Below are 21633 nucleotides of genomic sequence, written 5' to 3' on the forward strand. Positions count from 1 at the left end.
CCTTTATCCCCTCCCGCCAACCCCATACATTCATCTCCAACGCCTCTCCCTTCATCCCGACGGGAAGGTCACTGGAGTTTCCCTCATGCCTTTCGTAACCGTACGCATCACCCGCGATGGCGTTACCACTGAGCAGAAAGCTCAGGTGATTGCCGAGATCACTGAAACACTGGAGCGCGTCCTCAATAAACGCCCTGACCTGACCCACATCGTGATCGAGGAAGTCGACACCGATAACTGGGGTTACGCCGGCATCACCACCACCCAGTACCGCAAGCAGCTGGCCGAGGCGGAGGGGCAGTCATGACGTCCTCCGTCACCATCGATTTCATCTCCGATGTGGTGTGCCCCTGGTGCGCGCTGGGGGCGACGGCGCTGGAGCAGGCGATCGAAAACGTGGCCGGGGAAGTCTCGGTCGAGCTGACCTACAAGCCGTTCGAGTTGAACCCGGACATGCCGGCCGAAGGTGAGCAAGCGGTCGAGCACTTGATGCGCAAGTACGGGAGAACGGCCGACGACGTCGCCGCCGGCAAGGCCATGCAGATCGCTCGCGGCGAGGCCATCGGCTTCAAGTTCGATCTGGAGAAGCGCACGCACTTCTACAACACCTTCGATGCGCACCGTTTGTTGCTGTGGGCGTTGCAAGAAGGCCGGCAGGTCGAGCTGAAGAAGGTGCTGCTACAGGCCTACTTCAGCGAAGGCCAGAACCCGAGTGACCACTCGACGCTGGTGCGTCTGGCGACTGAAGCGGGGCTGGATGCGGCAGGTGCGAGAGAGGTGCTGGCGTCCGACGCCTTCGCCAACGAGGTGCGTGAGCTTGAAATGTATTACCGCCAACACGGCATCAATTCGGTCCCGGCCATGGTGCTGAACGGTCGCCACCTGGTGTCCGGTTCGCAATCGGTCGAGTACTACGAACAAATGTTGCGACAAATGGCGAACGCCCCGGCCGAAGTCTGATTACCGATTTTCTACCCCAATTTTTATTGTCAGAGGTCTTCATCATGAGCATTTCGAAAAAAGTCATCGTAATCACCGGCGCATCCCAAGGTCTCGGCGACGGTATGGTCAAAGCCTTTCGTGAGCTCGGTTACCGGATCGTCGCCACTTCGCGCTCGATCAAGCCGTCCACCGATCCGGACATTCTCACCGTGGCCGGTGACATCGGCGAGCCGGAAACCGCCCAGCGCGTCATCCGTGAAGCGATGTCCCGTTTCGGTCGCATCGACACCCTGGTCAACAATGCCGGGATCTTCATCGCCAAGCCGTTCACCGCGTACACCGCAGAAGACTACGCCAATGTGCTGTCGGTGAACGTCAATGGCTTCTTCTACATCACCCAACTCGCCATCGCCGAGATGGAAAAACAGGGCAGCGGCCACGTCGTCAACATCACCACCAGCCTGGTGGACCACGCCATCGACGGCGTGCCATCGGTGTTGGCTTCGCTGACCAAGGGCGGCCTCAACGCGGCAACCAAATCCCTGGCCATCGAATACGCCAAGCGCGGGATCCGGGTGAACGCGGTCAGCCCGGGCATCATCAAGACCCCGATGCACGGCGAAGAAACCCACGCCGCACTGGGCAATCTGCACCCGGTCGGGCACATGGGCGAGATCGATGATATTGCGCAGGCGGTCGTGTATCTGGACGGCGCCAAGTTCGTAACCGGCGAAATCCTGCATGTAGACGGTGGTCAGAGCGCGGGACACTGAAAGCGATTTTTCAAAGCCCGGAAACAACAAAGCCCCTGCATTTCTGCAGGGGCTTTGTTTTGTATGGTGCCGCCAGACGAACGGTATGTTTCGGGAAGGTTAGGTTTCCTCAGGGTCTCACACGTGAGGACGATCATCGCAGTCGATTCGACTATCAAGACCTCTGGAGGAGCCACACGACAAGTTCAATCAGGACGAGGTCTGTGCTTCTTCGGGGGGACAAACCACGATTTCTGGCTTACTTACTCCAAACACCATTGCAGCTGACGTTTCCAATGATCTGGAAATCCCATGAGTCTCAAATAGCCCAGTTCCTGCTGATCCATGATTTCGGCCAGGCGAAGCTTCCATTGGCTGTCTGGACTGATCAGGTCGGTTAGATAGGCCAGCATCGTCAATACGATGTACAGACGCTGCTTTGGCTGAGGCCGGTCGCCAGGTGCATTCGGAATGACCCATTCTTTTGGTAAAGATGGTCGAATTGAGAGCTCTCGGTTCCATAACCGTGAGTGGTGGGCGCAGCAGTTTCGGATGAAGGTCAGGGTGTGGAGCCAGGAGGCCAATACTTCGAAGGGCAGATTGAATCTGCTAGCGATCGCTTTTTTGTCGACGCTTTTGCCTATGGCATTGAAGAGGGTGGATACGGTTCCAAGGCTGAGCTCTTCCAGAACAGCCCAGGCGGGCGGTAACTCAGGATGGGCATAAGTCGACCCATAGAATCGGAAATAGTTATCGCGCATGCGATTTTCAATCCGTTGTTGCTGGACTCCATCACCCTGAGTGCTTTTTTTGATGCGATCAATCTCACGTCCAAGTTTATTCCGCTCCTTGTTCAGTTGATCTCGCAGGGGGCGCAGTAGATTGTCATGCGGGTATGACGAGGAGAAGAGAGATGCGTCAGCTATCCAGTCAGGCCCATATTGGGGGCACATGTGGTTGCTGATCGCCGCTCGCATGGCGACTTCGACACGTTCGATGGCATCCATGGTAATGCGTCGCAACGAACCATCGAAGCGGTAGATGTCGACGACGGCCTTCAGTGTACTACCGGGCTTGAAGGTATGTTCTGGCCCTTGCTCCTGGAACGGGCGCATGTAGGGGCTCAGGCGAAACAGCGTGACCACTTCGAGGAAACGCATGGCGCGGTCGTCGTTGACGACTTGCAGGCCTCGTTGCTTTAGCAGTTCCAATTGCTGTTCTACGCTGAGGGCCGGTTTGTCGAAGGGCCTCATGTAGCTTTCTCCAAGCAAAAAAAACCCGCACGATTTGAGCTTGCTGACTGGGTCAACCTAGGCTTGGCGGGTGTGTTGGGGTGCATTATAGGTAGGTGTAAGAGCCCGTCAACGTCGCGCTGACGTGAAATTGTAACGGGTAGGCGCGCGGGCAATGTTTGGTCTGTCGATGAAGATAAGGCTTTGTTGGTCTTATCGCAGCAATGTGGCAGCTTCTAGGGGAGTTTCCAAACCCCGGAAACAACAAAGCCCTCGTATTGCTACGAGGGCTTTGTTTTGTATGGTGCGGCACCAGGAGTCGAATTGGATATTAATCTATTGATTTATAGGGATTATTTTTTCTGTAATGTGATTTCTATCTCTACTGATACCCTTGTGATGCAAAATGCCGATGCAGGTACGTAGGGAAATAGTAAAGTTATTTTGGATATTTGGGCATGTCAGACTGTAAGTCTAAAACTCTCGGGTTGATAATTGACTGTGTCTAGCAAGTGTTGCAGGCTTATATGATTATAGTTTACGATTGATGGCAGAAATTGATTTTGGTGATCAGTTGATACTTTATTTTTAATGGATTAAAAGGATGTTGAAAACAGTTGTGTGTTTTCTCGGTCGTCTGAGAATTATCTCTAGTTTTATTTGGCTGGGATGGCTACTTCTTTTAAATTTCAGTGCTGCAGCATGTGATATGCAGGTTTTAAGTTTGCAACAACCTGCGCTGAAGTTTGATCGAGCAATCATCGGCTATCATGATCCTAGTTCTACGGTTGTGGACGATGATTTTACGTATGGATTGGAAGAAATCACCCCAATCCTACGGCCAAATCCTACGGGGTATATTGATCAAAAGGAGACGGATATCCATTCGGATTCTTGGTGGTCTAGTTTGAGTCCAGTAGATTTTTTGATATGGGTGCCTCTGATTGCCTTAATTGTTACTAACTTCGTGTCAATTTATAACCTCAGAGAAGCATCCAAGGCAGCCATAAAGAAAGAACTTGCAGTTGATTCGTATAAACATATTAAAAATCAGCTATCCGAATTCTATGACCCGCTAAATGCGTTGGTTAGTACTAATTATGATATGTTTCAGTCGCTAGGGCCTAAAACATTTCCCGAAGATTTTTATAAAGGGGGAGAGGCTGCTGAGCTTTGGGATGATATAGTCAATGAAGTCATTTTGCCTAATAATGAATCGATAGTAGAAATTATAAAAACAAAATCTTATCTAATTGATCCATCGGATGATCTTGATAACTATTTTTATTATGTAAAGCATGCTCAGTCTTATATGCTTTTTAGAAAACAGGCCAACAGCCTGCATGGAAAGTTTCCCTACCCGAAGGAATTACTTGGTAACATAGTTAAAGTGCGCAGTTTGGTAATAAGTAAACTTAAGAACAAGGAAAAGGAGCTCAGTGCATAATGGGTGTTCAATGGTTGAAGGCACAGATTGAGAATCACGATAGGATTATATCAACCTCGTTTCCGGGAGGAAGGTGTCTAAAAATCGAATATAGGTTGGAAAGTGGTGGTTCGGCCGAGGAGATTGTTTATATTCCCGACGGGCAAGAGTATTTGATCGGGGATGATGTCATTGACCGAGTTGCCGGCCTCGGGGTTACATTAATCGTGCCTTCACATTTCAGCAAGGTTACTGGTGCGGCTAAAATGTACGGTCGAACGAGGAATATTAGAGTTTTAGATAATATGAAGCAGTTTTTTGCAATTCTACACGCCGGAGACTCCTATTAAACGTAGTGATGTGTATAGGCTTTGGTTGCGAGACAAATATCAGTCAGACGTGAAGGCCATTAAGTTGGCCTTTATCTTTGGTAGTGTTGCTCGACACGACGGAGTTTATGGCGACTGTGATTTAATGATCTGCAGTTATGAAGGCCCCGGTACCCGTGCGTGGACTAGCTTGAGGGGCTGCAATGATATAAATAAAGAGAAGTTTGAGTCGTTGTTTGGTATTAAACTCTCAGTATTGCTGCTGACTCAGCAGGAGTATGAAGAAGATATTGATATTTTAAATAGAATAAAAATAGCGCCTAGGGTTAATGTGTACTAATTTTGTCTGCCCTTATTGAACGTTGGATTTATTTATTCCTCAGGGCATCTTGGGAATAAGTAAATCAGCTTGATTTCTGTCGTCCGAAAAAACATCCAGAGATCGGAGAAAAAAAACGGGGACAGACCACGATTAATTTGGCGTCTGCATATTCATTTAAGCTAGGAATCGTGGTCTGTCCTCGAATTACGAGTCGTTTCTGGCGCGGAAAGTGTGCCGGCTGAATGATCCGTGGAGTTAGCTATGGCCTGGCCGTTGGCCCCCGCGGGGTTCGAATGTTAGCGTTGACAAGTCAACGCTAACGCCCATCACTTTTTTGCTGCAATCGTGGGCCGATAAAGCTAAAGAAGGTAGTCAAAATAACGCAACACGTGTTCTGCAAGGACATTCCGTGTATCGGTGATTGCGGTGCCGAGTGGTGTCAGTACTGCTCTGGTACGCTTCTCGCGTGTATTGCCATCTTCAAAAATTTGGCAAGTTCACGCTCGATAACGTCCTTATTTAGGGAGGGTAGTCCAAAATCAGTACGGTCGGTCCCGTGTTTCCCGGGACGCTGATCGTAATAGCTTACATATTCTACTTTCTGAGAGGTGATCATTCCGTTGATTGAGAACACTACCTGGGCACTTCTATTTGTTCCAAAAACCGCCCCTTTCTCTGGGATCAAACGTAAGGAAACATAAATAGTTTCCTCTCTACTGCGAATTTCCTCTACCTCAGCCGGGAAGCCATATTTTTTTGCATCTGCGACAAACTCCGCGAAGATCGGTTCTACAACACTCGATACCGTTGCGTTGAACTTTTCTACGAAATCATTTTGTGCTGCTTGCTTGAGCGCCTGCGCATCTGCAATGCGCGCTTCCATCTCTGCTTTTTTCTTATCGTGCTCTTGGATTACGCTATCGAAAATTGACAAAGCTACATCTCCATTAAGTGTTTTTTACCCTATGTCAATGCTGGCCCAATGACCTCAATCAGGTCAATCTAAATCGATCTGTGGTGGTCAAGTGCACCTCACCTGAGGTTCGCGATGGATACGAATTTTCACCTAGTACTTTGAATTTCCAGGATTTTCCTAAGCGACGAATGAGAAGATTCACTGTCAGCAGATAGTAATAGCGCGTTGACTTGGAGCGATGATTCATATGGTGATTTAAAAACCAGTCGAGATGCTTTTGCTGCCAGGTCCATGGGTTATCTCGGTGCCAGCGTTTAGAAATCGCTACTTGGATGGCCTTTGATTGGCGTAGGTGACGATTGCGTGTGGCGTAAGAACCGGTCAGAACCCCTAGGAGAAAAAGCTCCATGTTGAATGGCTTATTCATCCTTGACCACCGATGTACGCCGATACTACGCCGATACGACCGTGCCCCAATTCATAGCTGATTTGTGAGCGTGCCTCTCGATCAAGCCCTGGATCAAGTTGGCTGCACCTGCTGTCGTTGATGGGCGCTAAATGATTGGTAATCTGCTCGTAGCGTTCGCATGCATAGGCTGCGCGCAGTTCGTGGAAGCCTTTTAGGTTCTGGGTGTGAAGAACATCTCGTGCTGGGCGTACGGCACCTCGCTGGAAATCCATATAGCTTTCGTTCGGCGCAAGCAGGTTTCGGCTGCCATCGGGTGAGACCTTTTCGGCATGCCTGAGAGCTTCATGGATATTCTCATCCACCTTGATCCAACGAGGAGCTGACGCACCCGAACGGCCACCTTTGGTCCCATTCTGGATGTTGATCTTGCCGTAGTGTTCGGCCTCACGCTTCAGGCGTGGAATGTCGGCCAAAATGGCCTCGCGCAAGCGCATCCCAGTGGCGCGTGCCAACAGTGCAATGGCCGCCGCGCGCGCGAGTTGGTGTTCGCAAAGCGCATCGACGATTCGCTTTATTTGCTCGCGATCCTGACCTTGGGAAACTGCTGTGCGAGTGTGGGAGCGTTGCATTCCCAATGCTTTGCTTGGACTTGGCACTTTCACATATTGATCACCGCGCAGCGCGGCCATGGTCCGGTTCACACTGGATAATCGGTTTTGCGCGGTCGCGATGGCCAACTCACCATCTTCAACTTGCTGGCGCAGATGTCCGGCGTAGTCCAGCAAGGTCTGCCGATCAATCTGCCGCGCATCGTTAAACCCTGGCCCATCCTCCGACCGGCACCAGCGTACAAACGCCTGCCAACGATCACTGTGCGCCTTGACCGTCCCGTAATGTCCGCCGCCAAATAGATCGCGCAACGCCTGTGGCCCGGCATAACTCAATTGCCGGCCATAGCCGAAATTGCGCCCATCTCGCCTACCGACCAATGCCATGACCGAACTCCTCTCGAAGCCAAACCGTTAAAACCTTCCCCACGTCATCCCGCCACGAATGTTGAGTGTTATCAGGGATCAAGGCCCCTGCGACCTGTGAGGGTTGTCCACTAACGCGGGACTGGCGGCTCTTTTCGACCGGGAGCTTGGGCCTCTCATGATCTGGCCTCCTGAGCACTTCCGAGGAAGTGGGCGGGTGGAGGCTGCGCTGGCTGACGAGACCAACGCCGCGAGATCCTGAGCCGGGTGAAGGCAGTAATGCGATGACCGGGGTATGCCTGACTGTCAGTCAGGTGCAGTCCATTCCATAGGCTGCGGCACCATCATCTGCATCGCTGTTGCTGGTGACTTCGGTGTTTGTCACGCCGATTGTCACGAGGGGAAATGCCGCAATGCCTTGTACGAGGTGAGCTGCAGCAGTGGTAGGAGCGCCCGTCTCTTTCCGGGAGAAAGAGACGGGCGCAGGTTGGCGCAATGAAATGGCCAAGCGGATAGGTTGCTGCAGGGCAGCTATGAAAGGGGATGAGTTGCCGCAGTGGGCAAACTGGTAAAAGTAGGCATCCATCACATCGCTGTGACCGTGCGAGCCGCCGGACGCTAATCGCACTTTGGGAGAACCACCACGGTGTGGCGTAGCCTTAAAGGTTCTAGCTACCTGGTTGCTGTCAACGACAGCGCTTTGCCCGATCTTTTCTACGCCTGTGGATAATTCGGGTCAAGGCTCGAGTTTTCGGGAGTTCTGCGGCTGTGGATGAAATTATCCACCGGTGGAAATCTGTGGTTTTCCACAGACAGTTGCGTGGGCTTTAGATTTTTTAAGTGAGCTTCATGCAAGCAGGGAGGCTCTGTGGTCCGACAATAGAATCACCGCAATATGCGAGCATAGCCCTGTTCGATATGCGTCATATATTGCTTTTAAATGATGTGCGTTAGGGGGGGGCGAGATTTGGTCTAGCTCAATTTAGGTGTTTTTAATGAGCAGGGTCTACACATGCTAGTCGACCCTGCTACAAGAGAACATACTTTAATCTGCACTTTGTTATATAAGGGGACTGCTTTCAGAGGGGGCTGTTTTTTGAACTGATGGTTTAAGTATGTAGTCGTCAAAAAAGTATATATTCAGATCCTTGCCTTTGCATGCATTTTCCAGTTCGCTTTTTTCCATGCTCGTGGCGAAAATAACCTGGCCACCATAAGACTTGCTTTTTAACGCTGTATCGATCAATGAAATAAAGCTATTTTTACTTGCTTCGTGCTGTCGCGGTTCGTCAAATACCACAAAACCACCATGGTTTATCTCTTTCTCCGTTCCTGCGAGTTCTAAAAGTCCGAGAGTGTAAGCCCAAATAACACGGATATAATCACTCGCAGAAGTTTCTGCTACAATATCATATCCCTCTTGCTCTGGTCGCAAAGTTTGATCCGACACAGATATGGAATTTATTGCCGCGTGATCGAATTGGAATGACTCAAGGTTGCGTCGTATTATCTGTTCTAATTTTGTTATGGTCGCGTACTTATTAGTTTCAGAGCTGTTTTTTCTTGCCAGCCTCAATGAGTCAGAAGCCGTGCGCCACGCGGATTGAATTCGTTCAATTTGCTCATTAAGATTTTTTTCTGAATCTTGGAGCTTTTCCACTTCCTTAAGTTGTATTTCTGCTTGTATTTTTTCTCTTAGGATTGCTTTTGTTGCGGCATTTATATCCTCAAAGTCGGCTCTTAAATTATTTAGCTTATCTTGCTCGACGCCTAGTCGTGCTTGGATTAGCTTAGAGCTAGCTTGGAAGTGTTGGATTTCTCCGGCGGTCTTTAATTTGATAGAACTGAAGAAGTCTATTTGATTTTTGAGGAATTCAATATTTTCCTCGAGCGTCATAGGCGCTCTTTGGGTTGAGTTAGACCCTAAGGTGTCGTACATGTTGCTGTCACAAATTGGACATTTGGAAATGTCTAGCTCATCATTGATGACACTTCCCACAGATTTAAGTCGCCGCAACTGTTGGTATTGGTTTAAATCATGTTTCAAAGTTGACGTTTTTTTATCCGTCTCCGATAGAGATAGTAGTGAATTCTCTATTTTTCTTGCTGTATTTTCCGACTCTCTTTGAAGGGTGCGGATTATACTCGCTTGCGATTCAATCTTCTCATTACTTGGTTGGTTTTCAGAAATGCCGTTGCTCAGTTTTTCGATTAGTTTTTTGAGCGAAGATCGCTGGTTGTTGAGGCTTATGTATATGTCATTCTCTAAGTAGGAGAAGTTCACGTACGCCTTTTCCTTTGTTTTTTCTATGTCGGGGATTATATTGATTCTGACACTGTTGAAGTCGGCGATACTTTCGGCGGTAGATCTTATTTTTTCCCACTCTTTTTCCGCGGAATCTACTTTGGCTTTGAGCATGAAGATCTTTTTCTCTTGCTCAAAACTGTTGAATCCTAGGCAGAATTCGGCTGCGTTTTTCTTAACATTTCTGATGTTGTAATGGGTAGGTATGTTTGCTTGTATTTCTGACCATCCGCGTTTTTGTTCGATGAAAAATAGAGGGAATATACATTCTAGATATAGTTTTGTTTCTTTGCCATCGAAAGTAACTACCTCCGGGAGCGTCCAACCAATGAATTTTGCAAGCCAGTGATGAAAACCTAGTTCGCTTTTTGCAGAGCCAACTTCTCCAGCCGAACCTAGAAAATAATCTTGCGTTGATATCAATGAGCTAACCGTGATTTTTTGGCTGTTTCCTTCGATTTCTCTTAGTAGGGTTGCCTCATCTCCGCGACTATTGACTATCTTTAATTGCACATTGGAGCTTTTTACTAAATATGGTGTCTCGTCGGTTTTGCTTTTGTAAATGACTTCATAGAGGGACTTGGGGAACGGTCTTTTACGACTTGGGCCGAGAATTGCCTCAAGCCCGAGTCCAAATGCAATGGCGTTAATACAGGTTGATTTGCCGGAGGAGTTATTTGCACGTATTATATTCAAGCCATCATTAAAAAATAGCTTTGCAGAGAAAGGGCCGCTTGAAGTATTGACGGAGATTTCTAGTTCTTTGATTTTTAGACCAAGCATTATATTAGTCCCCCTGTGAGGCTTTTAACTTTAGCGTCAGTGAGTTTTTTTCCAAAGTTATCTAAAAAATCTATTTCTTCTTGCATCACTGCGCTTTCAAGAATGGTTCTATAGATATCTTGACCAGCATCTGTAATGTGGACTCTACCATCGGATAATGTAACCAATGCTTTTGCCACACAAATCTCGATTGCTTTGTATGTCGCTGTATCCACTGATATTAGGGGTATATCAAGGGTTCGATCTTTTAAATAGTCTTCATATTCTGGCCATCTATTTTTTCTAATAAGCATCCAGATCAATATGTTCAGCTTTTTGGAATCTAAGTATTTTTTTTCGTTGGATACCCGCTCAATACTGATAATAATCAGCGAGATCCTCCAGAGTGGCCGCATCTCTATAGGTATAGGGTATGGCTTATCACTTATTATCGGAGTTATCTGGCGTTCATTTTTCATTATTTAAAGTCCATGTAGCACTCTGCAATCCATTTGGAAAGATAGCCAAAGGTTAATGATTGAACGTTAGTGTCGGACATGAATTTCGAGTGCTTTGAAAAGGCTTCTTTATTATTTTCAACAATACTTTTTACAAAGTCAGAATCTAACTTCGATAGGAATATGGAATTCTCTTTTATGCTTTCTAACTGCGCTCTTGCACTATCTTCGATTGTCGCATGAAGGTTCGGGTGATCATCACGAAGCTGTTCAAGAAATTTATCAATCTGAATATATTTTGAAACGACAATGTTTTGGAAATCTTCACTCCGTTCACCCATTAATTTGGTGGATTTTCTTGCGATATTTGAAGAGAACTGCGCATTACTTGATATCCAAGTATTTCGTAAGCTTTCATCAACAGTTAATAATGGAATGTTGATTGCTGCATTGTAAACGCCTTGAGCATAAAGCTTACCATCGGGATAGCTCTCTGCTGTCTCTATTTTTACTTTGAATGTGGAGTTTTCTATATAGGAAATGTCTTCAAGTATTACTTCTTTTTTCTTTTTGTTACAGTATGAAATTAAGTCTTTAGACTTGAATTCAGGGGTTAGTAGTACCCATTGATTTATTTTGATGTCGTCAATTAGTTTTAGTATTTCTTTTTCGTTTTCTTTTAGTTTTTTAAGATCGTCGTTTATTTTCTTTTGTATTCTTTTTTTATATATTCCCATTTCAATGCCGCTGTCTGGGTAGTAGCACTGAAATATTGTCCCATCAATCGTGTAAAACTCTAAGCCTAAATCTCCGCCATCTTGATCGGGGACAGTGTAGAAATTTTTTGCACCGAAATGCTGTCTAAGCATTACTTCGCAAAAACTTTCCCATTCCTTTGGCGAGAGATTTTCAATAAAGCCGCTCATTTCAACGTTCCCAGATATGAATCAATATTTTTTTTGGAATTTGTTTTATTTTGATATCGGCTTTGGTTAGAACTTACAACTGTAAGCATCTTTAGATTTTGTAGAGGTGGCCACTTAAAGATTTGGACGGTTTTGTGATAAATATTTATAGGTATAACGGCTTTACGCTTGGCCCAGGTATTAGCCAGAGAGCGGACATGTGTGTATAGGTTAAGCCTAATGAGTTTTTTGGAGGCTACGCGATTTTTCAGCTCTAATCGAAGGCAACAGCAATGGGGATTGGCGTTGAGAGGGCCAGCTAGACTCGTTGCGCGGATTTTCATTGAACTCCTTCTCAACTTCGCTGACGATTGAAGTTTACTGCTCCTTTGACGGCTTTCCATTAAAGGTCTGGGCCTTGCCAGTCCTTTCTTCGATGGATGCCCACCAAAATGTGCATTTTGGTCGAGATTGCTGCTTGCCATGGGCGAGGTTCGCCCTCTCAACGCAGTGTGCCACAATTTTGCCATCGGCTTTACAGGAGCGTCTATGGGCCGCAACGCAAACACCTCTTTCAACCGGGTTGTTGCGGTTCGACTGTTTCAGTCCACAATTTGGGCTTTTCGGTTTGTGGTTCCTAGTGCATCAGTCGAACTGAGCCTTCAGCGTAAGTGATTGTTCGTTTTCGCCTAGAGTTGGGGACAATGTGTAACCCCCTTGATTCCGGCGCGTCTGAAGCTGTGGGTTAAATTATCCACCTGTGGAAATCAGTGGTTTTCCACAGACCGTTGGGTGGGCTTTAGATTTTTTAAGTGAGGTCCATCCAAACAGGGCGGCTTTGCAGCCCTGTTTGGATGGACCCGCGTGGACAAGCGGATCACTGAGATATGAAGACCGAGCGCTTACTCAGTTGCGCCACGTTTTGCTTTTAGGCGAGTGACGTTCGCTCCGGTCTGGTTCGCGAATTCGTGTGGAGTGACATGCTCCTGCCGGTTGGCCTCCAGGTACCGGCTCCACCAGTTCATGATCAGCCTGCGCTCCTCGATGAACTCTGCCTTGTGGATGTAAGCGGCGCGGACGTTGTTCCGCTCTTTGTGGCTCATCTGCCTTTCAATCGCGGTCTCGGACCACAGTCCTGATTCAATCAGCGCACTACAGGCCATTGAGCGAAAGCCATGGCCGCAGATTTCAGTTTTGGTGTCGTAGCCCATCTTTCTGAGTGCGCTGTTCACCGTGTTTTCAGACATGGGCTTCCAGGGCTTGGCATCGCCTGCAAACACCAAGTCGAATTTGCCGGTGAGGACGTGGATCTGTTCAAGCAGGGTCACGGCTTGCGGCGATAAGGGTACAAGGTGGATGTCCCCGGCCATCTTCGTACCCCTTGTTGAAAAGGGTACTCCGTCCAACGCGGGTCGAGTGTCCGGTATCTCCCAGGTGCCGCGCTTGAGGTCGAACTCGCTCCAGCGGGCGAAGCGCAGTTCGCTGGAGCGGACGAACACATGCAGCGAGAGCATGACCGTCAGCCGGGTAAGTGCGCGGCCTCTGTAGGTGTCGATACGCTCCTGCAATTCAGGCAGACGCGATAAGGGTAAAGCAGGGCGGTGAATCACCCTCGGAGCTTTGATCAAACCTTCAAGGTCGGAGGCAGGGTTTGCCGCGATCTGTCGAGCACGTTTCGCCTCGCGCATGATGCTTTGCAGGTAGTTTTGTACCCTTAAAGCGACGTCAATCGTGCCGCGTTTCTGGATCGCTTCCAGAGGTTGCATCAGGTCATGGGTGTCCAGATCGACAATGGAGCGAGCACCGATCAGCGGGAAGACATGGGTTTTGAGGCGGCTCAGAACCGTCTTGGTGTGGCCCGGTGCCCATTTGGCAGACATCGCTTTGTGCCATTCCAGTGCAGCGCTTTCAAAGGTTCGGCCTTTGATTGCGGCCTGCGTCTTGGTTTGGTGTTTGTTCTCTATGGGGTCGATGCCTTCCGCCAACATCCGCTTGACCGCCAGACGCTTGTTGCGCGCATCGGCGAGGCCGACCACGGGATAGCTGCCGAACGAGGTCAGTCCTTCGCGTCCATCAGGTTTGACATACCTGAGACGCCAGCCTTTACGGCCATTGGGTTGGACTAGAAGGTAGAGGCCGTCGCCGTCGAAAAGCTTGTAGGCGCGGTCGGTGGGCTTGGCTGAGCGGCAAGCCGAATCGGAGAGTGGAGCAGTGGTGCGCGACATAAGGGTACTCCCCCTTTATCGAATTACCTTACCCCTAACATTACCCCTAAAACGGTTGGAATCCACCAGTTTCTGACGGAAACCGATGGAACGCAAAAACGAAAAAACCCGCCAGAAGGCGGGTTTTTCGGGGGTTCCAGAGATTTTGAAAGCCTTCTCTGGAACCTTGTATGGTGCCGGCACCAGGAATCGAACCCGGGACCTACTGATTACAAGTCAGTTGCTCTACCATCTGAGCTATACCGGCGTGTCAGGGCGACGATTATAGCGATTGGTTGGCTTCTGTAAACCCCTGAATTTTGACTATTTTTGTTCGGGCTTCAGGTCAGGTGCGCAGCAGGGTTTTCTTGAGTTTCTGAATGGCTTGCCAGGTTCGACTGTTTTGCATCGCGCGCAGCTGTGCTTCGGCCTGTTCGGCGCGTTGCAGGGCGGCGGCGAGTTGGTGTTCGGCGTCGCTGACGGGGTGGCTGAAGTTGTGGCCTTTGCAGAACTGGAACTCGTCCAGGTTGCACGGCGGGATGTCGAAGGCGGGTTTGAGGTTCAGGTGTTCTTCGGCGAGGTAGTAGGTGTTGATGCCGTCGAACAGGATGGAGTGGTAGCCGGCGTCGGTGACGAGGGTTTCCCAGGTCTGGTCGCGGGCCCAGGGGGTTTCGATGAGTATCACCCATGGCCGCCATTGGCTGAAGTCCATGCCGCGCAGGACGGTTTCTTCGTGGCCTTCGACATCTATTTTCAGGAAGTGAATGGCGCGGCCTTGGGCGTGTTCTTCGCAGATGGAGGTCAGGGTGCGGGACTTGATCGTTTGGCTGCGCACGTCCATGCCGGCGTCTTTGTGCAGTTTGGCCATGGCCGGCTCGAGGGTCGAGAGGCCGGTGCCGGCGATGCCGTAGAAGGTCAGGTCGTCAGCGCTTTCCCCGGCCGCGCATTGCAGGTTGGTGTCTTTGGGGCGTTGCTGGCACAGGGCTTCGTAGTAGTTGGGCATCGGTTCGACGTTGATGCCGGTCCAGCCGTTGTCGTAGAACGCCCTGGTGACTGAGTCATGGGTGGGATCGTTTGCCCCGACGTCGATGTAGAAGCCGTTCTCGACGGTTTTGAGGGCGCGCCACAGGCGTATGTCTTCGAAATTCTGTGCGTAGGAAATGAACGTCACTGGCGCATCCTGTGTGAGGAATGTTCTTGTTCGTGGCCGCGCTGCCGGCGCCCTTGCGTGTGTGTATATCAAGAGTAATGAAAGGGTGCAATTTCCCCTGTCTGCGGTCCGGGATTAGGCATTTATGTCGTTTTCATTAAATGTTTATGCACAATGTCATTGGTAGCGCACTGGGTTTAGGCCGAATTTGTGGATCCGTTCTCGTTTGTCCGCAAATACCTGTTTTTTCGATTTTTTATGTGTGTGTACAAAAAATGAACAGTATGGATTTGACCATGAAACCGGCGTGGATATTGGATCCACGATAATTCCATCAACAGAGTTATCCACAGTCCGGATGTATTTAAGCGCGTTCGGCCAGGAGCAGAAAATTACGCGGCGTGAGCGGGGTTTTGCAGAAGGTGCCGACGCGGACGCTGTAGCCCTGCTCGGCGAGGAAAAGTGCCCGGTCAAGGACCAGCCAAAGCTCCAGTGGGCGTCGGAAAAGTCCGCGTAGTAGTTCAAGGTTGCGCACTTCGGCCAGTCGCTGCCAACCGGCGGCTTCGAGGGCTGGCCAATTTTGCGGGCCGATTGTGGATAACTCTTTGAGTGCGGCCAGGTGATGGCAGTAATCGGCGAAGGGTTTGTCCAGCCATGCGCTTGGCAGGGAAGGGGTTGGCAGGTACTCGTCCATGCCCCGCAGTTGTCGTTGCAGCAAGTCGAAGCCCAGGCGTCGGGCCATGGAGGTGTCGCGTTGACGTCGCACGCGGGCGCCGGCGGTAACGGTTTCACTCATGGGCAGCGCGAGGTCGTCGAGGGAAAGCTTTAAACCAGAGTCTTTGGCGGCCGAGGAAATCGGCGAGTATTGGGCAAGACTGATCCGGTTGTAGCAGCACGGTGCAATGGCGAGTTGTTTGCAGCCTGTGGCACTGGCGAGTTGAATCAGCCGCACATGCAAATCACCGCAGGCGTGAAGCGCGACAGGCGTGTGATTCGCACTCAATAAAGAAGCAGCGTCTGCCGCGAGCACATCCTGTTCGATATGCAGCGCATGCAGGTGATGGCGTTGGCTGAGTGCCTGGCCGCTGGTTACCAGTGCCGGGTCGTATTCCAGGCACGTCAGTTGTTGCCCCGGTTGCAACAGGCGGCGCCCCAGATGTCCCTTGCCCGAGCACCAGTCCAGCCAATGCTTCGGTGCTTCGGAAAACTGCAATCGACTGGCAAAGGCTTCGATCTGCTGCCATTTGCGCCCCGGTACATCGACGTTCAATCGATGGCCCGCCGCTTCGAGTGCGCGTGCGGGCAATTCATCCTCGGCACTCAAGGCAACGGACATCCTTGCCAAGGAAGCAAAGGGTTCCGGTGCATTCAGGAGGGCTGGTTGGTTGTGAGCGTTTTCCGCGTCTTCCAGCGTTCGCTCGCGTAGCCATGCGGCTAACTCCGGGTAGGACGCTTCCCAGGGTAGCTGTAGATGAGTGAACGGCCGGGGTTTCCACAGTGCCTGATGCTCTGTCAGAAAAGCATCCAGCGCGGTGAAGCGGGCGAGCAAGGCCTCGCCCGTCAACACGCCGGCATCAACGCCCTTGGCAGGCATCGACGCGCAACCAGCGCTCCAGCAGCTTGAAACCGCGCACCAGCACATAGGCCATCACCAGGTAGAACATGCCCGCGGCGAAGAAGATCTCCACCGGCAGGTAGGTCCGGGCAATGATGGTGCGGGCCATGCCGGTCAGTTCCAGCAGGGTCACGGTGCTGGCCAGGGCGCTGGCCTTGAGCATCAGGATCACTTCGTTGCTGTAGGCCGGCAGGCCGATGCGCGCGGCGCGCGGCAGGATGATGTAGAACAGCGCTTTGGGTCTGGACATGCCCAGCGCCCGCGCCGCCTCGATCTCGCCCGGTGGTATCGCCTGAATGGCGCCCCGCAGGATTTCCGCAATGTAGGCCGCAGTGTGCAAGGTCATGGTCGCCGTGGCGCACCAGAAGGGATCGCGCAGGTACGGCCACATCGAACTGTTACGGATCGCGTCGAACTGCGCCAGGCCGTAGTAGACCAGGAACAGCTGAACCAGCAACGGCGTACCACGGAAAAAGAAGATGTAGCCGTAGGGAAATGCCCGTACCCACCACAGGCGCGACGAGCGGGCGATGCCCAGTGGAATGGCCAGCAGCAAACCGGCGATCACAGCGATGGCCACCAGTTCCAGGGTCAGGGTTGCGCCCTGGGCCAGTTTCGGCAGCCATTTGATGATGACTTCCCAGTTCATTGGGTGCTCCTCGCGAAGCCGCGAGCGGCACGTTTTTCCAGGAAGTGCATGCCGGTCATCGCCAGAACCGTCAGGCTCAGGTACATGAACGCGGCCACCATATAGAAGGTGAACGGCTGTTTGGAGACGGTCACGCCGATTTGCGCATGACGCATGATTTCTTCCAGGCCGATCACCGACACCAGCGCGGTGTCTTTCATCAGGATCATGAACAGGTTGCCCAGGCCGGGCAGGGCGATGCGCCACATCTGCGGCATGATCAACTTGGTGAAGATGCGCCATTTCGACAGGCCCAGGGCCACACCGGCTTCGCGATGGCCTTTGGGAATGGCAAGGATCGCACCGCGAAACACTTCCGTGGCGTAGGCGCCGAAGCACAGGCCCAGCGCGATTACACCGGCGGCGAAGGCATTGAGTTCAAGGTCGGGGTTGCCGAAGAACTCGCCCAGGGCACGCATCAGGTTGACCGTGCCGAAGTAGATCAACAGCACCCAGAGCAATTCCGGGATGCCGCGAACCAGGGTCGAATAAGTACCGCCAAGCCATTGCAGCGGCTTGTACGGGGAAGTCTTGGCCAAGGCGCCGAGCAGACCGAGTACCAGCCCCAGGCACAGGGCCGAGAGTGCCAGTTTCACAGTCATCAGCGCGCCAGCGGCGAGCGCCGGGCCGAATCCGTAGAGGTCGATAATCATGGATTTCTTTTCAAATCGCGGCAGGCAAGGCCGAGAACCGGCGCCATCAGGCGCCGGTCAGGCAGGTCAGTATCAATAGATGCTGAACGGGAAGTACTTGTCGTTGATCTTCTTGTAGGTGCCGTCAGCGACGATTTCTTTCAGCGCGGAGTTCAGCTTCTCGCGGATCGGGTCCTTCTTGCGCACGGCAATACCGATCTTGTCGCTTTCTTCCACTGGGTCGCCCTTGAACTCGTAGCTACGGCCGGCGTCGCTTTTCAGCCATTCGTAGTTGACGTACTTGTCGGCCAGGATGCCGTCCAGACGACCGGAAGTCAGGTCGAGGTAGGCGTTTTCCTGGGTGTCGTAGAGCTTGATGGTGATGTCGTCACCATAGTGGTCTTCCAGGAAGGTGCCGGCCAGGGTCGCGCGCTGGGCGCCGATGATCTTGCCTTTGAGCGCCACCTTGTCGGTTTTGAAGTCGATGTCTTTCTTGGCGATGAACTGCAGCTTGTTGGAGTAGTACGGGTCGGTGAAGTCCACCGCTTGCTTACGCTCGTCGGTGATCGACATCGAGGAGATCAGGAAGTCGAACTTCTTGGCGTTCAGGGCCGGGATGATGCCGTCCCAGTCGGAGGTCACGACGGTGCACTCGACTTTCATCTTGGCGCACAGGGCGTCGCCGATCTCTTTGTCGAAGCCGACGACATTGCCACTGGCATCTTTATTGTTGAACGGCGGGTAAGCCGCTTCGATGCCCATCTTCAGGGTTTCGGCCATGGCACCGGCGCTGAACGCCAGGGTGACGGCGGCAGCCAGGAAGACCTTTTTGTAGTTCTGCATGTGGGTAGCTCCGTTAGCGGTTGCTGGACATGAATTGTTTGCAGCGCGCCGAGAGCGGGTTTTCAAACACCTGCTGTGGCGATCCTTGCTCTTCTACCAGGCCCTGGTGGAGGAACACCACTTCGCTGGAGACCTGACGGGCGAAGCCCATTTCGTGTGTCACGAGCAGCATGGTGCGGCCTTCTTCGGCCAGCGCGCGGATGACATTAAGTACTTCCTGGACCATTTCCGGGTCAAGCGCCGAGGTGGGCTCGTCGAACAGGATGACCTTGGGCTGCATGGCCAGGGTGCGGGCGATGGCCGCGCGTTGTTGCTGGCCGCCGGACAACTGCGCCGGGTAGGCATGGCGCTTGTCGGCGATACCGACCTTGGCCAGCAGGGCTTCGGCCACTTCGATGGCTTCGGCCTTGCTCTGGCCGAGCACACGGCGCGGGGCTTCGATGATGTTGTCGAGCACGCTCATGTGCGGCCACAGATTAAAGTTTTGAAACACAAAACCGATTTCGCTGCGCAGGCGATTGATCTGCTTGCCGTCGGCGGCCACCAGTTCACCGTTCTTCGCGGCCTTGAGCTTGAGTTCTTCGCCAGCGACCAGGATCTGGCCCTGGTGCGGGTTTTCCAGCAGGTTGATGCACCGCAGGAACGTGGACTTGCCGGAGCCGGAGGAACCCAGGATCGAGATCACATCGCCGTCGCGGGCGGTCAGCGAGATGCCTTTGAGCACCTCCAGCGAACCGTAGCGTTTGTGCAAGTTGCGGATTTCAAGCGCGGGCGTGGCCTCAGCCATGTGCGTTCCTCATATATGTTGCGCTCCTGCTGTTGGCGGCCTTCCTGGCGAGGCGGCCAACCTAGCATAGCGTTTCAATGGCAGCCAACAGCGCTACGGACGGTAAACGGCTGGTGCGTGGCAGGTTGTCGCATCGGCGCAGCAGACTGTCGCCCCATCAACAACCGAACAGCTGTTTGAACCTTGCCTGTCGATAAAAAGCGCGGTGGCTGCCGCAAAAAAAGGCGCGATGTTGCCAGCTTTGACAGGGTGTTGGAAGCGCTATCCGGCCAAATGCACCGCTAGTGCACTTTTAATGTGCGCAGAGCCATTTTCAGGTGTGTTTCCGGTGCATTGATTCACCACACAAAGTGGGTCGCAGGGTAACGTTCTGGCAAAGTGCCAGTGAATTCAATGGGTTGCGATGACTGTCCGGTCAAGGCGAGATCGCCGGGTTAGAGGGTTTTGAAATATTTTGGCGCAATTATTGCGTGCAGAATCCAGAACGCCCCGTTGGCTTCTTTTTACGAGAAGGTTCGCCGAACGGGATGCACGCATTCGCTTCTCCTTACAAAGGTAGTTTTAATGAGCAGTACCCAAAGCTCTAATGGCCTCGAACAGGGGCTCAAACCGCGCCACGTGACCATGCTGTCGATTGCCGGGGTTATCGGCGCCGGCTTGTTCGTTGGCTCGGGTCACGCCATCGCCGCTGCAGGTCCGGCTGTTCTGTTGGCTTACGCCGCCGCCGGCATGTTGGTGGTGCTGGTGATGCGCATGCTCGGCGAAATGGCCGTTGCCTCGCCGGACACCGGTTCGTTTTCGACTTACGCCGACCGCGCGATCGGTCACTGGGCCGGTTTCACCATCGGCTGGTTGTACTGGTGGTTCTGGGTGCTGGTGATTCCACTGGAAGCCAACGCCGCCGCGACCATCCTGCATGCCTGGTTCCCAGGCGTGGACATCTGGGCCTTCGCTCTGGTCATCACGATGCTGCTGACCGTGACCAACCTCTTCAGCGTAAAGAACTACGGTGAGTTCGAGTTCTGGTTCGCCCTGATCAAGGTTGTGGCAATCATTGGTTTCATTGTGCTCGGCGTCCTGGCGATCTTCGGCTTCCTGCCGAACAGCCAGGTCAGCGGTGTTTCGCACCTGTTCGACACCCAAGGCTTCCTGCCAAACGGCATGGGCGCGGTGCTGGGTGCGATCCTGACCACCATGTTCTCCTTCATGGGCACCGAAATCGTGACCATCGCGGCCGCGGAATCGAAAGATCCGGGCAAGCAAATCTCCAAGGCCACCAACTCGGTGATCTGGCGGATCGGCTTGTTCTACCTCGTGTCGATCTTCATCGTTGTGGCCCTGGTGCCATGGAACGACCCGATCCTGGCCAGCCTTGGTTCCTACCAGACTGTGCTTGAACGCATGGGCATCCCGAACGCCAAGATGATCGTCGACATTGTGGTACTGGTTGCTGTGACCAGCTGCCTGAACTCGGCGCTCTACACGTCGTCGCGCATGATGTTTTCCCTGGGCAAACGCGGCGATGCGCCGGCGATGTCCACGCGCACCAACAAAAGTGGCACGCCTTACTGGGCAGTGATGTTGTCCACTGGCGCAGCGTTCCTGGCGACCTTCGCCAACTACGTGGCTCCGGCTGCCGTGTTCGAATTCCTGCTGGCCAGCTCCGGCGCCATCGCATTGCTGGTGTACCTGGTAATTGCGATTTCGCAACTGCGCATGCGTAAGCAGCGTATAGCGCGCGGCGAGAAAATCGCCTTCAGCATGTGGCTGTTCCCGGGCCTGACCTACGCGGTGATCGTGTTCATCGTCGCGGCCCTGACCATCATGCTGTTCCAGGAAGCCCATCGCGTGGAAATCCTCGCGACCGGCTTGCTCAGTGCTCTGGTGGTAGCGGCTGGTTTGCTGGTGGCTCGCCGCCGCAACCTGGAAAAACGCGGCGCGGTGGTGCTGAACTGATCCATACCGCGTAACGCAAAACGGCC

Annotated in this window: 20 protein-coding genes and 1 tRNA gene; 6 read left to right on the forward strand and 15 right to left on the reverse strand. The window is 52.1% G+C overall.

Going from position 1 to position 21633, the window contains the following annotated elements:
• The first annotated feature begins 85 nt into the window (after positions 1-85).
• From KGA85_RS17565 to KGA85_RS17575, 3 genes are read left to right on the forward strand one after another with little or no spacing between them, the layout of a single operon-like run.
• Positions 86-307 carry a tautomerase family protein gene (locus KGA85_RS17565; RefSeq protein ID WP_008046542.1) on the forward strand — a complete coding sequence of 74 codons (222 nt, stop codon included), beginning with the start codon at positions 86-88 and terminating at the stop codon, positions 305-307.
• A complete protein-coding gene (locus KGA85_RS17570; RefSeq protein WP_223543274.1) occupies positions 304-960 on the forward strand; it encodes a DsbA family oxidoreductase in 657 nt (218 codons plus the stop codon). Before KGA85_RS17565 ends, KGA85_RS17570 begins: the two co-directional genes overlap by 4 nt.
• Positions 961-1004: 44 nt before the next feature.
• Positions 1005-1715 (forward strand): SDR family NAD(P)-dependent oxidoreductase, encoded by a 711-nt coding sequence (locus tag KGA85_RS17575; protein WP_150726491.1) that lies wholly within the window; start codon positions 1005-1007, stop codon positions 1713-1715.
• A gap of 242 nt (positions 1716-1957) precedes the next feature.
• On the opposite strand, the gene KGA85_RS17580 is transcribed toward KGA85_RS17575, so the two are convergent.
• Positions 1958-2947: an Abi family protein gene (locus KGA85_RS17580; RefSeq protein WP_223457446.1), complete on the reverse strand. Its 990-nt coding sequence runs from the start codon at positions 2945-2947 to the stop codon at positions 1958-1960.
• A 583-nt stretch (positions 2948-3530) separates the two neighbouring features.
• Here KGA85_RS17580 and KGA85_RS17585 point away from each other — a divergent pair.
• Together KGA85_RS17585 and KGA85_RS17590 are read left to right on the forward strand one after the other, a co-directional pair.
• A complete protein-coding gene (locus KGA85_RS17585; protein ID WP_223543275.1) occupies positions 3531-4373 on the forward strand; it encodes a hypothetical protein in 843 nt (280 codons plus the stop codon).
• A complete protein-coding gene (locus KGA85_RS17590; RefSeq protein ID WP_024778026.1) occupies positions 4373-4702 on the forward strand; it encodes a hypothetical protein in 330 nt (109 codons plus the stop codon). The genes KGA85_RS17585 and KGA85_RS17590 overlap by 1 nt, the downstream gene beginning before the upstream one ends.
• A 740-nt stretch (positions 4703-5442) precedes the next feature.
• Here the strand turns inward: KGA85_RS17590 and KGA85_RS17595 are convergent.
• The 14 genes from KGA85_RS17595 to KGA85_RS17660 form a co-directional block, all read right to left on the reverse strand.
• On the reverse strand, positions 5443-5937 hold the full coding sequence (locus KGA85_RS17595) for a hypothetical protein (RefSeq protein WP_024778028.1): 495 nt from the start codon (positions 5935-5937) through the stop codon (positions 5443-5445).
• A 58-nt stretch (positions 5938-5995) separates the two neighbouring features.
• Positions 5996-6346 (reverse strand): hypothetical protein, encoded by a 351-nt coding sequence (locus KGA85_RS17600; RefSeq protein WP_223543276.1) that lies wholly within the window; start codon positions 6344-6346, stop codon positions 5996-5998.
• Entirely contained in the window at positions 6343-7323 is a 981-nt protein-coding gene (locus KGA85_RS17605) for an integrase domain-containing protein (protein WP_223543277.1), read from the reverse strand. Before KGA85_RS17605 ends, KGA85_RS17600 begins: the two co-directional genes overlap by 4 nt.
• Positions 7324-8362: 1039 nt before the next feature.
• Complete coding sequence (locus tag KGA85_RS17610) at positions 8363-10390, reverse strand: hypothetical protein (protein ID WP_223543278.1); 2028 nt, start codon at positions 10388-10390, stop codon at positions 8363-8365.
• The gene (locus KGA85_RS17615; RefSeq protein ID WP_223543279.1) at positions 10390-10848 is read right to left on the reverse strand and encodes a hypothetical protein; all 459 of its coding nucleotides are present in this window, start codon (positions 10846-10848) and stop codon (positions 10390-10392) included. Before KGA85_RS17615 ends, KGA85_RS17610 begins: the two co-directional genes overlap by 1 nt.
• Positions 10848-11753 carry a hypothetical protein gene (locus KGA85_RS17620; protein ID WP_223543280.1) on the reverse strand — a complete coding sequence of 302 codons (906 nt, stop codon included), beginning with the start codon at positions 11751-11753 and terminating at the stop codon, positions 10848-10850. Before KGA85_RS17620 ends, KGA85_RS17615 begins: the two co-directional genes overlap by 1 nt.
• Before the next feature lie 881 nt (positions 11754-12634).
• On the reverse strand, positions 12635-13957 hold the full coding sequence (locus tag KGA85_RS17625; RefSeq protein WP_223543281.1) for a tyrosine-type recombinase/integrase: 1323 nt from the start codon (positions 13955-13957) through the stop codon (positions 12635-12637).
• Between the two features lie 171 nt (positions 13958-14128).
• Positions 14129-14204 (reverse strand) — tRNA-Thr (locus KGA85_RS17630).
• Between the two features lie 78 nt (positions 14205-14282).
• A complete protein-coding gene (locus tag KGA85_RS17635; protein WP_223534675.1) occupies positions 14283-15107 on the reverse strand; it encodes an FkbM family methyltransferase in 825 nt (274 codons plus the stop codon).
• A gap of 343 nt (positions 15108-15450) precedes the next feature.
• Positions 15451-16680: a methyltransferase gene (locus KGA85_RS17640; protein ID WP_223532787.1), complete on the reverse strand. Its 1230-nt coding sequence runs from the start codon at positions 16678-16680 to the stop codon at positions 15451-15453.
• A complete protein-coding gene (locus KGA85_RS17645) occupies positions 16661-17350 on the reverse strand; it encodes an ABC transporter permease (RefSeq protein ID WP_008046525.1) in 690 nt (229 codons plus the stop codon). The genes KGA85_RS17640 and KGA85_RS17645 overlap by 20 nt, the downstream gene beginning before the upstream one ends.
• Complete coding sequence (locus KGA85_RS17650) at positions 17347-18042, reverse strand: ABC transporter permease (RefSeq protein ID WP_057712425.1); 696 nt, start codon at positions 18040-18042, stop codon at positions 17347-17349. Before KGA85_RS17650 ends, KGA85_RS17645 begins: the two co-directional genes overlap by 4 nt.
• 72 nt (positions 18043-18114) lie before the next feature.
• Positions 18115-18864 (reverse strand): ABC transporter substrate-binding protein, encoded by a 750-nt coding sequence (locus KGA85_RS17655; RefSeq protein WP_223457461.1) that lies wholly within the window; start codon positions 18862-18864, stop codon positions 18115-18117.
• A gap of 13 nt (positions 18865-18877) precedes the next feature.
• On the reverse strand, positions 18878-19651 hold the full coding sequence (locus tag KGA85_RS17660) for an ABC transporter ATP-binding protein (RefSeq protein ID WP_007972784.1): 774 nt from the start codon (positions 19649-19651) through the stop codon (positions 18878-18880).
• 564 nt (positions 19652-20215) lie between these two features.
• Here KGA85_RS17660 and gabP point away from each other — a divergent pair.
• A complete protein-coding gene (gabP, locus tag KGA85_RS17665; protein ID WP_223457463.1) occupies positions 20216-21607 on the forward strand; it encodes a GABA permease in 1392 nt (463 codons plus the stop codon).
• Positions 21608-21633 lie beyond the last annotated feature (26 nt).

The sequence above is a fragment of the Pseudomonas sp. GL-B-12 genome (assembly GCF_019955895.1).
In the GTDB taxonomy this organism is placed as follows: Bacteria; Pseudomonadota; Gammaproteobacteria; order Pseudomonadales; family Pseudomonadaceae; genus Aquipseudomonas.